This is a genomic window from Streptomyces sp. NBC_00310 (genome assembly GCF_036208085.1).
Taxonomy (GTDB): Bacteria; Actinomycetota; Actinomycetes; order Streptomycetales; family Streptomycetaceae; genus Streptomyces.
The window spans coordinates 2,599,188-2,614,159 of the sequence record NZ_CP130714.1 but is presented as its reverse complement, the minus strand read 5'-3'; the positions used below and the strand labels follow the sequence as shown (position 1 = coordinate 2,614,159).

The following is a 14,972-nucleotide window of genomic DNA, read 5'->3' as shown; positions in this document are numbered from 1 at the left end:
GTAGCGCTTCGGGTGGTCCACCCCCGCCGCGGGATCCTTCTGCACGTTTCTTCGTGACCGTCCGACCCCGAACCAGGAGCCTCGGCCACGTGAGCCACGTGAGCAGCCACTCACCCCCCGGCCAGTCGCCGCTGCGGACCGTACAAGTGCTCGGCGGCGGCAGCGCGGTGAGCAGCGCGCATGTGCGGTCGCTGGCCTCGGGTCTGGTCGCCCGGGGCGTGCGGGTCACCGTGTGCGCCCCCGGCGAGACCGACGGGGTGTACGACTTCACCGGCGTCGGCGCCCACCACGTCCACGTGCCCCGCAGCAGCGACCCGGCCTCGGTGGCCAGCCTGCGCAGCGCCTGCGCGGACGCCGACCTGGTGCACGCGCACGGACTGCACGCCGGCTTCCGCGCCACCCTCGCGCTCGGCCGGCGCACCACCCCCCTCGTCGTCACCTGGCACACACGTTCGTACGCGGAGGGGGCGCGGGCGCATCTGCTGCGGCTGCTGGAGCGGAGGGTCGCCAAGGCCGCCGCCGTGGTCCTCGGCAGCTCCTCCGACCTGGTCGACCGGGCCCGCCGCCGGGGCGCGCGCGACGCCCGGCTCGCCGCCGTCGCGCTGCCCGTGCCGCGCCGGGCCGACCCCGGAGCCGACCCGGACCGGCCCGCTTCCAAGGTCCGGGCCGAACTCGGCGCCACGGCACGCCCGTTGCTGATGACGGTCGGCACGCTCGACCGCCACCGGGGGTACGACACGCTGCTCGACGCCGCCCGGTCGTGGCGCGGCCTCGACCCGGCGCCGCTGCTCGTCGTCGCGGGCGAGGGGCCGCTGCGGGGCGTACTCCAGCGGCGCATCGAGGACGAGGAACTGCCCGTCCGGCTCGTCGGGCGGCGCGACGACGTCTCCGAGCTGATCGCGGCCGCCGATCTCGCGCTGCTGCCCGGCGGCCCGGAGGCCCGCTCGGTCCTCGCCCAGGGGGCGCTCCACGCGCGTGTGCCGCTCGTCGCGGCCGCCGTCGGTTCGTTGCCCGACCTGGTGGGCGACGGCGCCGAACTCGTCCCGTACGGCGACGCCGAGGCGCTCGCCATGGCCGTCGTACGCCTCCTCGACGACCCCGCCCTCCGTGAGGCGCTGAGGGAACGGGGCACCCGGCAGGCCGCCACCTGGCCGACCGAGGACGAGACGGTGGCCCAGGTGCTCAGCGTCTACGACGAGTTGACGCGGTTGAGGCCTCTCACCTGACGGGTCCTGCGGCGGCCCGGCCTCAGACGACGTGTCTGCGGGCCCGGAGTGCCAGGCTCAGGGCCAGGACCGCCTGGGGGTCGTCCAGGTCGGTGCCGAGCAGTTCGCCGATGCGGGCGAGGCGGTTGTAGAGGGTCTGGCGATTGAGATGCAGTTCGCGGGCGGTCTCCGCCTTGCGGCCGGCGTGGGCCAGATAGGTCTCCAGCGTGGGCAGCAGCGGGGGCTTGGCGCGGTCGTCGTGGTCACGGAGGGGACCGATCGCGCGGTCCACGAAGGCGGCCAGATCGGGGTGGTCGCGCAGCCGCCACAGCAGCAGGTCGATGTCGAGACGCCGGGCGTCGTACCAGGGGCGGTCGGCCAGGCCCTGCGCGGCCGTCGCCGCCTCAGCGGCGTGTCTCAGGCCCGCCGAGGCGGCCGCCCACCCGCCGGGCGCGCCCACGACCACCACGGGCGGCCGACCACCCGGCCGCCGCATCCCGGCACGCTCCGCGCCGGCCCGCAGCGCCGCCGCGACCTTGTCGGCCACCGCCGGGCGCTCCGACTCCGCGCGCAGGCCCAGCAGCAACGGGACGCGGCCCTCGACGGGGCGTACGCCGAGCAGGATGGGCACGCCCACGGAAGCCAGCTCCTCGGCCACCGCGCGGGCGAGCACGGCCCAGCCTCCCCCCTCGGGGGACAGGCCTTCGGCGAGCCCCATCACCACGGGGAGCAGGGGGCCGCCGCCCGGCTTGAAGCCGAGGACGCGGGCCTGCGCGGGGGCGTCCTCGGCCCGGACGCGGCCCTCGGCGAGGTCGGTGAGGAAGTCGCCGCGTCCGCGCGCCGCCAGCTCCTCCTCCTGCCGGGCCTGCATCAGGACGACGGCGAGGACGCCCGCCGCGCGCTCGGCTGCCATCCGGTGCACGGGAGCCAAGGGGGCGACGACGGGGAGCAGGACCAGACGGGCCCGTACCGCACCGGTGCCCGGACCGCCGCCCGGTACGTCGACGATGGCCGTCCCGGCCAGCGGCTCGTCCTGGTGCCGGTCGCGCAGCCCCTCCCACACCTGGAGCGGATCGGTGGCCGCCGGGCCGCTCCCGGCGGCGTACAGGAGCTGTCCGTCGGCGGTCTCCAGGAAGACCGGGTTGCCGCTGAAGTCGGCCAGGATGCCGAGGACCTGGGGGACCCCGCCGCCGCCGAGCAGGGCCTCGGTGCAGCGCCGGTGGACCTCCTCGGCCTGCTGGAGGAGCGCGTAGTGGCCGTTGACGATCTCGGTGTGGATCTCCTCGGTGACGGTCACGAAGGCCACCTCGCGGTGCAGTTGGACGAGGGGGAAACCGGCCGAGCGCGCCGTCTCGACGAGGGCTGACGGAAGCCGGGTGAAGCGCGGGCCCAGTTCGATCACGAGGGCCGAGATGCCACGCTCGGCGAGGGTCCGGACGAACGCGCGCTGGTCGGCGGGGCGGGTGCCGAGCCCGTACCCGGTGGTCAGCAGCAGTTCGCCGCCCTTGAGGAGCGAGGCGATGTTCGGGACCTCGCCCGCGTGCACCCAGCGCACGGTCCGGTGCAGCCGGTCGGCGCCGGCCAGGACCTCCGGCAGCCCGCCCCGCAGCCCCGGCAGCTCCAGCGCCCGCCGCACGGTGATGCCGCCCTGCGCCTCACGGCCGTCACCTGGTTCGCGGCTGTCACGGGTGTCCATGGAGCGGACGGTACCGGGTCGTCAGGCCGGCGGGATGTTGTGGTTGTAGCGGAAGACGTTGTCGGGGTCGTACCGGGTCTTCATCGCGGTCAGCCGCCGGTAGTTGTCGACACCGAGGCCGGCCACCACCCGGTCGGCGCCCTCGTCGCCGACGAAGTTCAGGTAGACCGCGCCGGTGCTCCACGGCCGTACGTCGGCGCGGACGTCGCGTACCCACCGGACGCACCGCTCGTCGTCCGCGGGGTCCTCCCAGACACCGAAGGGGTGCACGACCCAGGGGGAGTCCCGGTACGGCACCGGGTACTGGTCGGGGCCCTCGGTGATCGCGCCGCCCAGCGGGAAGAGCACGTGCTGGGTGCCGGTCGGCACGGGCATCGTCCAGGCACGGGTGCCCAGGACGTCCACCAACTCGTCCGGCAGACCGGTCAGGTACTCCGCCGACCAGTAGTTCCGCATGCCCGGCGGATCGTCGATCATGCACTGCACGTCCGCGTACGGCATCGCGCCGACCACCTCGGCCTCGTGCGGCATCGCCAACAGCGGCTGGGCGATCTTGCGCATGTCGTCCTCGGTGCCCGCGTACGTCAGGAGGACGGCGCACACGAGTCTGCCCACCAGATGCTCGGGGACGAACTCCTCGGGCGGGCCGGTGAGATAGAGGACACCGCCGCTCGCCTCCGGCGGGCCGGTCTCGATGACCTCGCGGTACACGCGGATCACGTCGGGGCCGTGTTCCGGAAGGTAGAGCAGCAGGGCGATGGCGAACGCGGGCAGCTCGTGCAGGCGGAGGGTGAGGGCGGTGGCGACACCGAAGTTCCCGCCGCCGCCGTGCAGCGCCCAGAACAGGTCCGGGTTCTCCTCGGCGCTCGCCCGGACCAGGTGGCCGTCGGCGGTCACCAGTTCGACGCCGAGCAGATTGTCGACGGCGAGGCCGAAGGTGCGGTCCAGCCAGCCGCTGCCGCCGCCGAGGACGAAGCCGCCCACGCCCGTGGTCGACGCCCGGCCGCCGGTGGTCGCGAGCCGGTGGGGCTCGGTGGCGCGGTCGAGATGGCTCATGGTGGCGCCGCCCTCGACCCGGACGCTCTTGGACCCGGGATGGACCGTGACGCCGTGCATCCGGCGCAGGTCGATGACGAGGCCGTTGTCGTTCAGTGCCATTCCGGCCACGCTGTGGCCGCCGCCGCGCACCGCGATCGGCAGGTCGAGGTCGCGGGCGAAGCGCACCGAACGGACGACATCGGTCTCGTCCGCGCACTGTGCGATCACGGCCGGGCGCCGGTCGATCATGGCGTTGAAGACCGTACGGGCGTCGTCGTAGCCCGGATCCCCCGGTGCGAACACGTCACCGGTCAGATCCTCGCGCAGCGCGGCGAGGGCCGCGTGCGCCTTCGAGAGGGGAGCCATGGCGAGCCGCCCCCTTTCGGCCAGGGGACAGGACTACTTCCAGGCTAGGCGGCGGCGGTGGATCGGTCCTGTTCGCGAGGAAGGGCGTCAGCACCCGCGCCCGGGGGCGCGAACACCCGCGCCCGGGGGCGCGAGCATCCGTATCGGCAGGCGCAAGCGCTTGCCGCGCGCGCCCGCCCACGCCCCGATCCGCCGCCGTGCGCGGCGGATTCGGGGGCGCGCTCAGCCGCCGTACGCCCCCGAGGCGGTCAGCCGCAGGGCCGTGTCGATGAGGGGCACGTGACTGAACGCCTGCGGGAAGTTGCCGACCTGGCGCTTCAGCACCGGGTCCCACTCCTCGGCGAGGAGTCCCAGGTCGTTGCGGAGGGAGAGCAGCTTCTCGAAGAGCTTGCGGGCCTCGTCCACCCGGCCGATCATCGCCAGGTCGTCGGCCATCCAGAACGAGCAGGCGAGGAACGCGCCCTCGTCGCCCGGCAGGCCGTCCACGCCCTCGTCCTCGCCGGAGGTCGGGTAGCGCAGGATGAAGCCGTCCGGGGTCGACAGCTCGCGCTGGATCGCCTCGATGGTGCCGATGACCCGCTTGTCGTCCGGCGGCAGGAAGCCCATCTGCGGGATCAGCAGCAGCGAGGCGTCCAGCTCCTTCGAGCCGTACGACTGCGTGAAGGTGTTGCGCTCCTTGTCGTAACCCTTCTCACACACGTCCCGGTGGATGTCGTCGCGCAGCTCGCGCCACTTCTCCAGCGGGCCGTCCGCGTCGCCGGACTCGATGAGCTTGATCGTGCGGTCCACGGCGACCCAGGCCATGACCTTGGAGTGCACGAAGTGGCGGCGCGGACCGCGCACCTCCCAGATGCCCTCGTCCGGCTCGTCCCAGTGGTCCTCCAGGTAGCGGATCAGCTTCAGCTGCAGGAGGGAGGCGTAGTCGTTGCGGGCCAGGCCCGTCATGTGGGCCAGGTGCAGGGCCTCGGTGACCTCGCCGTAGACATCCAGCTGGAGCTGGTGCGCGGCGCCGTTGCCGACCCGGACCGGGCCCGAGTTCTCGTACCCGGGCAGCCACTCCAGCTCGGCCTCGCCCAGCTCCCGCTCACCGGCGATGCCGTACATGATCTGCAGGTTCTCCGGGTCGCCGGCGACGGCCCTGAGCAGCCACTCGCGCCAGGCGCGGGCCTCGTCGCGGTAGCCCGTGCGCAGCAGCGAGGAGAGGGTGATGGCCGCGTCGCGCAGCCAGGTGTAGCGGTAGTCCCAGTTGCGGACGCCGCCGATGTGCTCCGGGAGCGACGTGGTCGGCGCGGCCACGATGCCGCCGGTCGGGGCGTACGTCAGGGCCTTGAGGGTGATCAGCGAGCGGATCACGGCCTCGCGGTACGGGCCGTGGTACGTGCACTGCTCCACCCAGTCGTGCCAGAACTCCTCGGTGGCCTGCAGCGACGGCTCGGGCTCCGGCAGCGGCGGGGGCTGCTTGTGCGAGGGCTCCCAGGAGATCGTGAACGCGATCCGGTCGCCCGGCGTCACCGTGAAGTCGGCGTACGTGGTCAGCGCCTTGCCGTACGTCTCGCACTCGGTGTCGAACCACACCGAGTCCGGCCCGGCGACGGCCACCGTGCGCCCCTCGTGCTTGTGTACCCAGGGCACCACACGGCCGTACGAGAACCGCATGCGCAGCGCCGAGCGCATCGGCACCCGGCCGCTGACGCCCTCCACGATCCGGATCAGCTGAGGGGCACCGTCACGGGGCGGCATGAAGTCCGTCACACGGACCGTGCCGCGTGAGGTGTCCCACTCGGATTCCAGGATCAGCGAGTCGCCGCGGTACCGGCGGCGGGAGGCCGTCGGCGGCTCGGCGTCCGCCGCGTGCGCGGGGCCCAGTCTCCAGAACCCGTGTTCCTCGGTGCCGAGCAGTCCCGCGAAGACGGCGTGGGAGTCGAAGCGGGGCAGGCACAGCCAATCGACCGTGCCGTCCCGGCAGACCAGCGCTGCGGTCTGCATGTCTCCGATGAGTGCGTAGTCTTCGATGCGCCCGGCCACGTGCAACTCCAGTCGAACGGCCACGTCGTCGCCCCCCGAGGGGCGGTCGCTGTGCGGTGTGCGGTCAAGGGACCCAAGGGAACGACAAAGGAACCATGTTTCCAGAGTGATCCAAGGGACGGTGTCATGCGATGTCGCTCAACGATCCTCAACGCAAATGAGGCGATCGTTGCTCAACGGACTGACAAGCTCTTGTGATTGCCGGAGACGGGCGGGGGTGGTGCCGTCGCGCCGGCCGCGCTCGGCAGCGAGTGTCCGAAGAGGATACGACGCACCGGAGGGCTCCGCGTGCCGCTCCAGGCAACGCGAGTGGGCCGAACGGGTGAGCCAAGGGTGAAGGCCGACCGAGATTCGCCGACTGTCGTACGAGCTCCGTGTCGGCCCGTGCGCGGAGCGTGGCCGGAAGCGATCGTGTCCTGTCGCTGATACCCTGGTAGCCCGTGGACCGGTGGGCGCCCCACGTCGAAAATTCGCAAGAGGGACCCCCGAACCGCAGCGAAGGCACCCCCGACGGATGAGATCGGGCGGCGGCCGACCCGCACACCGAACCGCGACCACGGGAGCCCCCTCTTGGCCATGCCGCCCGCTGCTTTTCGAAACACGACGACCAAGCACATCTTCGTCACCGGGGGTGTCGCCTCCTCGCTCGGCAAGGGTCTGACCGCCTCCAGCCTCGGCATGCTGCTCAAGGCCCGTGGCCTGCGCGTCGTGATGCAGAAGCTCGACCCCTACCTGAACGTCGACCCCGGCACGATGAACCCCTTCCAGCACGGTGAGGTGTTCGTCACCAACGACGGCGCCGAGACCGACCTGGACATCGGCCACTACGAGCGCTTCCTCGACCGCGACCTGGACGGCTCGGCCAACGTCACCACCGGCCAGGTCTACAACACGGTCATCGCCAAGGAGCGGCGCGGCGAGTACCTGGGCGACACCGTGCAGGTCATCCCGCACATCACCAACGAGATCAAGCACCGCATCCGGCGCATGGCCTCCGACGAGGTCGACGTCGTCATCACGGAGGTCGGCGGCACGGTCGGCGACATCGAGTCGCTGCCGTTCCTGGAGACCGTCCGCCAGGTCCGTCACGAGGTCGGCCGCGACAACGTCTTCGTCGTCCACATCTCGCTCCTGCCGTACATCGGGCCGTCGGGAGAGCTGAAGACGAAGCCGACCCAGCACTCGGTTGCGGCTCTGCGCAACATCGGTATTCAGCCAGATGCGATCGTGCTGCGCTGTGACCGCGAGGTGCCCGCCGCGATCAAGCGCAAGATCTCCCTGATGTGCGACGTCGACGAGGCCGCCGTGGTCGCCTGTCCCGACGCCCGCTCGATCTACGACATCCCGAAGACCGTGCACGGCGAGGGCCTGGACGCCTATGTCGTCCGCAAGCTGGACCTGCCGTTCCGCGACGTGGACTGGACGACCTGGGACGACCTGCTCGACCGCGTCCACAACCCGCTCCACGAGATCAACCTGGCGCTCGTCGGCAAGTACATCGACCTGCCCGACGCCTATCTGTCGGTCACCGAGGCCCTGCGCGCGGGCGGCTTCGCCAACAAGGCCCGCGTGAAGATCAAGTGGGTCACCTCGGACGACTGCAGGACCCCGGCCGGCGCCGCGGCCCAGCTCGCCGACGTCGACGCCATCTGCATCCCCGGCGGCTTCGGCGACCGGGGCGTCTCCGGCAAGGTCGGCGCCATCCGGTACGCCCGCGAGAACAAGATCCCGCTGCTCGGCCTCTGCCTCGGCCTGCAGTGCATCGTGATCGAGGCCGCGCGGAACCTGGCCGACATCCCCGACGCCAACTCCACCGAGTTCGACTCCGCGACCGCCCACCCGGTCATCTCCACCATGGCCGAGCAGCTCGACATCGTCGCCGGTGAGGGCGACATGGGCGGCACGATGCGGCTGGGCATGTACCCGGCGAAGCTCGCCGAGGGTTCGATCGTGCGCGAGGTGTACGACGGCAAGGAGTACGTCGAGGAGCGCCACCGCCACCGCTACGAGGTGAACAACGCCTACCGCGGGGAACTGGAGAAGAAGGCCGGTCTGCAGTTCACGGGTACCTCGCCCGACGGCAAGCTCGTCGAGTACGTCGAGTACCCCCGTGAGGTCCACCCGTACCTGGTCGCGACCCAGGCGCACCCCGAGCTGCGCTCCCGGCCGACCCGGCCGCACCCGCTGTTCGCGGGGCTGGTGAAGGCCGCGGTGGAGCGCAAGACCGGTAAGTAAAACCGAGCGACACGAGAGCTGTACGGTGACCGGGGTGCGCGTCTTTCGGGATGTGTGCCCCGGTTTCTTTGTTGCACGTGTGGGAGGACGAGTCGACATGACGATCAAGGACACCGCCGAGGAGTGGGAGGTCCGGGCGAGTGAGACGCCGTTCGTCGGCAAGAAGACCTCCGTGCGCACGGACGACGTGGTGATGCCCGACGGGTCGGTCGTCCGCCGCGACTACCAGGTGCACCCCGGCTCGGTCGCCGTCCTCGCCGTGGACGACCAGGACCGGGTCCTGGTCATCCGGCAGTACCGCCACCCCGTCCGCGAGAAGCTGTGGGAGATCCCGGCGGGCCTGCTCGACGTGCCGGGGGAGAACCCGCTGCACGCCGCCCAGCGCGAGCTGTACGAGGAGGCGCACGTCAAGGCGGAGGACTGGCGGGTGCTGACCGACGTCTACACCACGCCCGGTGGCTGCGACGAGGCCGTGCGGATCTTCCTGGCTCAGAACCTCTCCGAGGCCGACGGGCAGCGGTTCGTGGTGGAGGACGAGGAGGCCGACATGGAGGTGGCCCGGGTGTCTCTGGACGAGCTGGTACGAGGGGTTCTCGCCGGGGAGCTGCACAACAACTGCCTGGTGGTGGGGGTGCTTTCGCTGGTGGCGGCGAGGAGCGGGGACGGCGTGGACGCGCTGCGTCCGGCCGAGGCACCGTGGCCTGCGCGGCCGTTCGAGTCCTGACGCCCTCCTCACGGCAGCCTCACACCACCAGTCCTACGATCGTTTGATCCGATCGAGCGACCTGCCCGCCGTGCTCCGCCCAGATCGTCGCAGAGCGTGAACTAGGCTCGGGAAACGCCCGAACCGGAGTCCCGGCGGGCTTGCTCGTGCGGTGGGACGGGAGTGTGGCCCGTGGCGGATCAGGCGGTGGACCTCGGGGGTGCCCGGGTGTCCGGAACAGGGCGGCCCCCGGCTGTCGAGGCCGCCCCCACGGACAGTCAGTTCCTCGGCCGGACAAGAGAGTTGAAGGAACTGCGGGCCGACATCGGCCGGGCCGGGCTCAACACCCTCGCGGGCCGCAAGGCGCCCCACGCGCGCGTGCTGCTCATCGCGGGCCGGCCCGGCTTCGGCCGTACCGCGCTCGCCGAGGAACTCGTCCGGCAGGTTACCGACGGTTACCCCGATGGTGTGCTGCGGACCCGGCTCACCGAGCCCGACGGCACCCGGGTGCCGGCCGAACGCGCGGCACGGGAACTGCTCGGGGAGCTGGGGCTGCCGGCGCCGGCGGGGGCCGACGAGGACGACCTCAGTGAGGCGTTGCGCGAGGCGCTGGCCGACCGCCGGGTGGTCCTCCTGCTGGACGACGCGGCCGATGCCGAGCAGGTCGACGCACTGTTGCCGGACACCCCCGACTCCCTCGTCGTGGCAGTTTCCGAGGGGCCGCTGACGGGCATCTCCGACGTCCGCCCGTGCACCCTGGGCGGACTGGACACCAAGTCCGCCGTGGAGCTGCTGGAACGCTTCAGCGGCTCGGTGCGCATCACCGTGGACCCGCGCTCGGCGGAAGGGCTCGCCGAGGTGTGCGGGGCCCAGCCCGCCGCGCTGCGGCTCGCCGGGGGCTGGCTGGCCGCCCGGCCCGCCGTCGCCGTCTCCGACCTGGCCAAACAGCTGCGTGCCGAGGACGACGACAGCCCGCCGCTCGCCCGGGTCTTCAAGCTGTCCCATGCCTCGCTGCCGACCGGCGCCGCCCGGATGCTGCGCCTCCTCGCGCTCGCCCCGGCGGGTCTGGTCGACCCGCACATCGCCTCCGGGCTCGCCGGCTGCTCGGTCGGCTCGGCCCGCACCACGCTGGACGACCTCGTGGCCCTGGGGTTCCTGCACGAGGTCGAGTCGCCGCTGCCGCAGTACGAGGTCCCCGGCTGCCTCCAGCCGCTGCTGTGGTCCCTCGCCGAGAGCCAGGAGCGGCCGGGTGAGCTGCAGCTGGCCCGGGCGCGGATGCTGGAGCGGTCGGTACGGCTGCTGCAGTCCTGCCGGGCCATCACCGAGACCGACAGCCCGACGGCCCGCGAGAAACTCCTGGCGATGCCCAAGGCGCTGCGGTTCCCGACCCCCCGGGCCGCCGAGGAGTGGCTGCGCGTGCGTCGGCCCGCGCTGCTGGCCGCGGTCCGGCACGCGGTCGCCGACGGGGAGCTGGACACCCTCGCCCGACGGCTGATGTCCCAGCTGGTCCGGGCCATGGTGGCGCACTTCGGCACCCAGGCCGCGGCCCCCGACCTGTACGACGTCCACGGACTCGTCCTCGATGTCGCCGAGCGCCGCGACCTGCCCCGCGAGCAGGCGGCGGCCCTGCTGAACCTCGGCGACCTGGACGCCCGGACCGGCCGTACGAAGGCGGCGCTGGCCCGCTACCGGGCCGCGCTCGACGCCGGACGGCGGGCGAACGACCCGTACGCGACCGGCCGCGCGATGGAATCCGTAGGCGGCGCCCACCAGGAGCTGGAGGACTACGAACGGGCCGCCGACTGGTACGGCAGGGCGCTCGCCCAGCGGCTCGCCCGGGACGAGCGCGAGGACGCCGTCCGGCTGTACGGCCGGATCGCCGCCGCGCACACCTACGCGGGCCGCTACGGCGAGGCGCTGCGCAACTGGAGCTCGGCGCTCACCGGCCATCGCCGTCTCGGCGATGTGGGCGGCCAGGCAAGGGCGTTGAGCGAGATGGCGCGGGTCCAGGAGTACGCGGGACGGCCCGAGGAGGCGCTGCGGACCTGTCAGGAAGCGGCCGAGTGGGCCCGGCGTGCCGACGACACCCGGCTGCAGGCCGCGATCCAGCTCCGGATCGCCGACACCCTGGAGCGGCTCGGCGACCCGGCGGCGGCGCGGCTGCACCGGGCGGCCGCCGAGCGGCTGCTGCGCGACGGTGCCCCGGACCCCGAAATCCATGAGATCGAGCCGGAACACGGGGCTAACGCCTGCGAAATCCGTAGTGCATCCGCGAAAGATTGATGCATTGAAAGGCTAGACAGCGGGGATGCCTTCATTAGACTGGCTGCGCCGCCGGTTCTCCTGCGGTGTCTCCCGGTGCGCTCCGATGCGTACGGGTATGCCCTGCATGGTGGGGGCATGTCCCGCCCGTGTGCGCGAGCCCCACAACCCTCCGAGCCAAGGACCGTGATCGACGTGAAGGTCGGCATCCCCCGCGAGGTCAAGAACAACGAGTTCCGGGTGGCCATCACCCCCGCCGGCGTGCACGAGCTGGTGCGCCACGGCCACCAGGTCGTCATCGAGCAGGGCGCCGGTGTCGGATCGTCGATCCCGGACCTGGAGTACATCGCCGCCGGCGCCGAGATCCTGGCCACGGCCGACGAGGTCTGGGCCGTCGCCGACCTGCTGCTCAAGGTCAAGGAGCCCATCGCCGAGGAGTACCACCGCCTCCGCAAGGACCAGACGCTCTTCACCTATCTCCATCTGGCCGCCTCCAAGGAGTGCACCGACGCCCTCGTCGAGTCGGGCACGACCGCGATCGCGTACGAGACCGTCGAGCTGCCCAACCGCGCCCTGCCGCTGCTCGCGCCGATGTCCGAGGTGGCGGGGCGGCTCGCTCCGCAGGTCGGCGCCTACCACCTGATGCGGGCCAACGGCGGTCGCGGTGTGCTTCCCGGCGGTGTGCCGGGGGTGCTGGCCGGCCGGGCCGTCGTCATCGGCGGTGGCGTGTCGGGCTGGAACGCCGCGCAGATCGCCATCGGCATGGGCTTCCACGTGACCCTGCTCGACAAGGACATCAACAAGCTCAAGGAAGCCGACAAAGTCTTCGGCACGAAGATCCAGACCGTCGTCTCCAACGCCTTCGAGCTGGAGAAGGCGTGTCTGGAGGCCGACCTCGTCATCGGCGCCGTCCTCATCCCGGGCGCCAAGGCCCCGAAGCTGGTCACCAACGAGCTCGTGTCGCGGATGAAGCCGGGAAGTGTCCTTGTCGACATCGCGATCGATCAGGGCGGCTGCTTCGAGGACTCCCGGCCCACCACCCACGCCGAGCCGACCTTCCCGGTCCACGAGTCGGTCTTCTACTGCGTCGCCAACATGCCCGGCGCGGTGCCCAACACCTCCACCTACGCGCTGACCAACGCGACGCTGCCGTACATCGTGGAACTCGCCGACCGCGGCTGGGTCGAGGCGTCGCGGCGCGACCCGGCGCTGGCCAGGGGGCTCAACACCCATGACGGCCGGGTCGTTTACCGCGAGGTCGCCGAGGCGCACGGCCTGGAGCACGTCGACCTGGCGTCGCTGCTCGGCTGACCAGCCGTCGGGAAAGCCGCCGACCGGCCGCCGGCCAGCTGCTGACCGGCTGCTTTAAGTCACCTTTCGGTAAAAGGCGATACGTCAACACAGGTCGTCAACAGCACCTTCCCGGCCGGATCTTGCCCGACAAGGTCCGGCCGGATGTGTGTATGGTCACTTTGCGACACACGCGCAACTCGCCTCGAACGTAACCGTTCGTATGTTTCGCGCACCGGTGAAACCTGCCGTGCGACGGCCCTACGCCCTTGACAGCCGCATGTTTCATTGCCGACACATCGGGCCGGGTCCGGCGGATTGTGTTGCTGCGGACCGCCGACACGCCATAGAGTCGCCAGCTGTCGGCATGGTGCCACGCTGACCTATCTAGAAGTTTCCTGGTCACCAAGGAGGTAAGACGACTTGTGAATGAGTCGACATTTACTCCCGGGGGTGGTCAACCAGGAATGCCTGCGCCGGTCTCGGGGCCCACGGGGTTCGCGGCTGTCGGCTCCGTCGCTGTCCGCACCTTCGCAGCCCACCAGAGTCCGCAGGCAACTCCGACAGCACTCCAGAGCATGGATGGCCTACACGTGAACGCCATGGCCGGCGACGGAAGTGGCGGGGTCCACAACCACTTCGCCGACTACGACGAGCTGCCCGACGGGCACTTCTACGACCCCGACGCCGAGTACGAGCCCGATCCGGAGTACGCGGCCACGCTCGCGCCCGACGCGGCCCGCCAGCGCCGTGAGCGCATCGGTCCCACCGGTCGCCCGCTGCCGTACTTCCCGATCCCGGGCCCGCTGACCGACCACGGCCCCGCGAAGATCATCGCGATGTGCAACCAGAAGGGCGGCGTCGGCAAGACGACGTCGACCATCAACCTGGGTGCCGCGCTCGCGGAGTACGGCCGCCGGGTCCTGCTCGTCGACTTCGACCCGCAGGGCGCCCTCTCGGTCGGCCTCGGCGTGAACCCGATGGAGCTCGACCTCACGGTCTACAACCTGCTCATGGAGCGGGGCATGTCGGCCGACGAGGTCCTGCTGAAGACCGCGGTCCCCAACATGGACCTGCTGCCGAGCAACATCGACCTGTCGGCGGCCGAGGTCCAGCTGGTCTCCGAGGTCGCGCGCGAGTCCACGCTGCAGCGGGCACTCAAGCCGCTGCTGGCCGACTACGACTACATCGTGATCGACTGTCAGCCCTCGCTGGGTCTGCTCACCGTGAACGCCCTGACGGCCGCCCACAAGGTCATAGTGCCGCTGGAGTGCGAGTTCTTCGCCCTGCGCGGTGTCGCGCTGCTGACGGAGACCATCGAGAAGGTCCAGGAGCGGCTCAACCCCGACCTGGAGCTCGACGGCATCCTCGCCACGATGTACGACTCGCGAACCGTGCACAGCCGTGAGGTCCTCGCGCGGGTCGTCGAGGCCTTCGACGAGCACGTCTACCACACGGTCATCGGGCGCACGGTCCGCTTCCCGGAGACCACGGTCGCCGGTGAGCCGATCACCACGTACGCCTCCAACTCCGTCGGCGCAGCCGCCTACCGCCAGCTCGCCAGGGAGGTGCTCGCCCGGTGTCACGCCGAGTGAGTCTGCCGGGGGCCGACGAACTCTTCCGTACGACAGGGGGAATGGCGCTGCAGCCGTCCACTCCCCGGCGGGGGCCGAACGGAGAAGCCCGTGTGCCCGCTCCCGCGGGGGACAGCGACGGGGCCGTCGGCGCGGAGGACGCGCCGACGTCCGTGCCCGTGCAGGGCGGTGACGGCGAGGGGTCCGAGCATGTGGCCGCGGACGCCGAGTCCGACGGCGAACAGCCGCGCAGTCGCTCCGCCGCGGCAGGGGCCGAGCGGGCCGCCGCCGGGCGTCAGCCGAAGCCGCAGGAAGGTTCTGCCGCCGCACCGCGCAAGCGGGGGCGGGGTTCCGGGCGTCGGCCCAGTGGGCGGGAGCGGCACGACGAGAAGATCACCGTGTACGTCTCCGCCGAGGAACTCATGGACCTCGAACACGCGCGGCTGGTACTGCGTGGGGAGCACGGGCTGGCCGTCGACCGTGGGCGGATCGTGCGGGAGGCTGTCGCCGTGGTGCTGGCGGATCTGGAGTCCCGAGGGGACGCGAGCATCCTCGTACGACGGCTTCGTGGGCGGTAG

General features: G+C 71.6%; 10 protein-coding genes. 7 read left to right on the top strand and 3 right to left on the bottom strand.

The features are described from left to right. Positions 1 to 89 precede the first annotated feature (89 nt). Positions 90 to 1,226, top strand: coding sequence for a glycosyltransferase family 4 protein (locus tag OG202_RS11515; protein WP_326583805.1), 1,137 nt, complete (start codon positions 90 to 92; stop codon positions 1,224 to 1,226). Positions 1,227 to 1,248: 22 nt separating this feature from the next. Here the strand turns inward: OG202_RS11515 and OG202_RS11510 are convergent, their stop codons facing one another. The 3 genes from OG202_RS11510 to OG202_RS11500 all read right to left on the bottom strand — a co-directional run bounded on the left by OG202_RS11510 (position 1,249) and on the right by OG202_RS11500 (position 6,330). Then, entirely contained in the window at positions 1,249 to 2,901 is a 1,653-nt protein-coding gene (locus OG202_RS11510; protein WP_328222679.1) for a PucR family transcriptional regulator, read from the bottom strand. Positions 2,902 to 2,922: 21 nt separating this feature from the next. Next, a complete protein-coding gene (locus tag OG202_RS11505) occupies positions 2,923 to 4,305 on the bottom strand; it encodes an FAD-binding oxidoreductase (RefSeq protein WP_326583807.1) in 1,383 nt (460 codons plus the stop codon). A 222-nt stretch (positions 4,306 to 4,527) separates the two neighbouring features. Continuing rightward, on the bottom strand, positions 4,528 to 6,330 hold the full coding sequence (locus OG202_RS11500) for a glycoside hydrolase family 15 protein (protein WP_326585887.1): 1,803 nt from the start codon (positions 6,328 to 6,330) through the stop codon (positions 4,528 to 4,530). A gap of 576 nt (positions 6,331 to 6,906) precedes the next feature. On the opposite strand from OG202_RS11500, the gene OG202_RS11495 reads away from it, so the two are divergent. The 6 genes from OG202_RS11495 to OG202_RS11470 all read left to right on the top strand — a co-directional run bounded on the left by OG202_RS11495 (position 6,907) and on the right by OG202_RS11470 (position 14,972). Further along, a complete protein-coding gene (locus tag OG202_RS11495; RefSeq protein ID WP_326585888.1) occupies positions 6,907 to 8,565 on the top strand; it encodes a CTP synthase in 1,659 nt (552 codons plus the stop codon). Between the two features lie 97 nt (positions 8,566 to 8,662). Continuing rightward, complete coding sequence (locus tag OG202_RS11490) at positions 8,663 to 9,289, top strand: NUDIX hydrolase (RefSeq protein WP_328222678.1); 627 nt, start codon at positions 8,663 to 8,665, stop codon at positions 9,287 to 9,289. A gap of 171 nt (positions 9,290 to 9,460) precedes the next feature. After that, positions 9,461 to 11,551 carry a tetratricopeptide repeat protein gene (locus tag OG202_RS11485; RefSeq protein WP_326583809.1) on the top strand — a complete coding sequence of 697 codons (2,091 nt, stop codon included), beginning with the start codon at positions 9,461 to 9,463 and terminating at the stop codon, positions 11,549 to 11,551. Between the two features lie 165 nt (positions 11,552 to 11,716). Beyond that, positions 11,717 to 12,841, top strand: coding sequence for an alanine dehydrogenase (gene ald / locus OG202_RS11480; protein WP_326583810.1), 1,125 nt, complete (start codon positions 11,717 to 11,719; stop codon positions 12,839 to 12,841). 446 nt (positions 12,842 to 13,287) lie between these two features. Further along, complete coding sequence (locus OG202_RS11475; protein WP_326583811.1) at positions 13,288 to 14,415, top strand: ParA family protein; 1,128 nt, start codon at positions 13,288 to 13,290, stop codon at positions 14,413 to 14,415. Then, complete coding sequence (locus OG202_RS11470) at positions 14,400 to 14,972, top strand: hypothetical protein (protein WP_327730390.1); 573 nt, start codon at positions 14,400 to 14,402, stop codon at positions 14,970 to 14,972. Before OG202_RS11475 ends, OG202_RS11470 begins: the two co-directional genes overlap by 16 nt.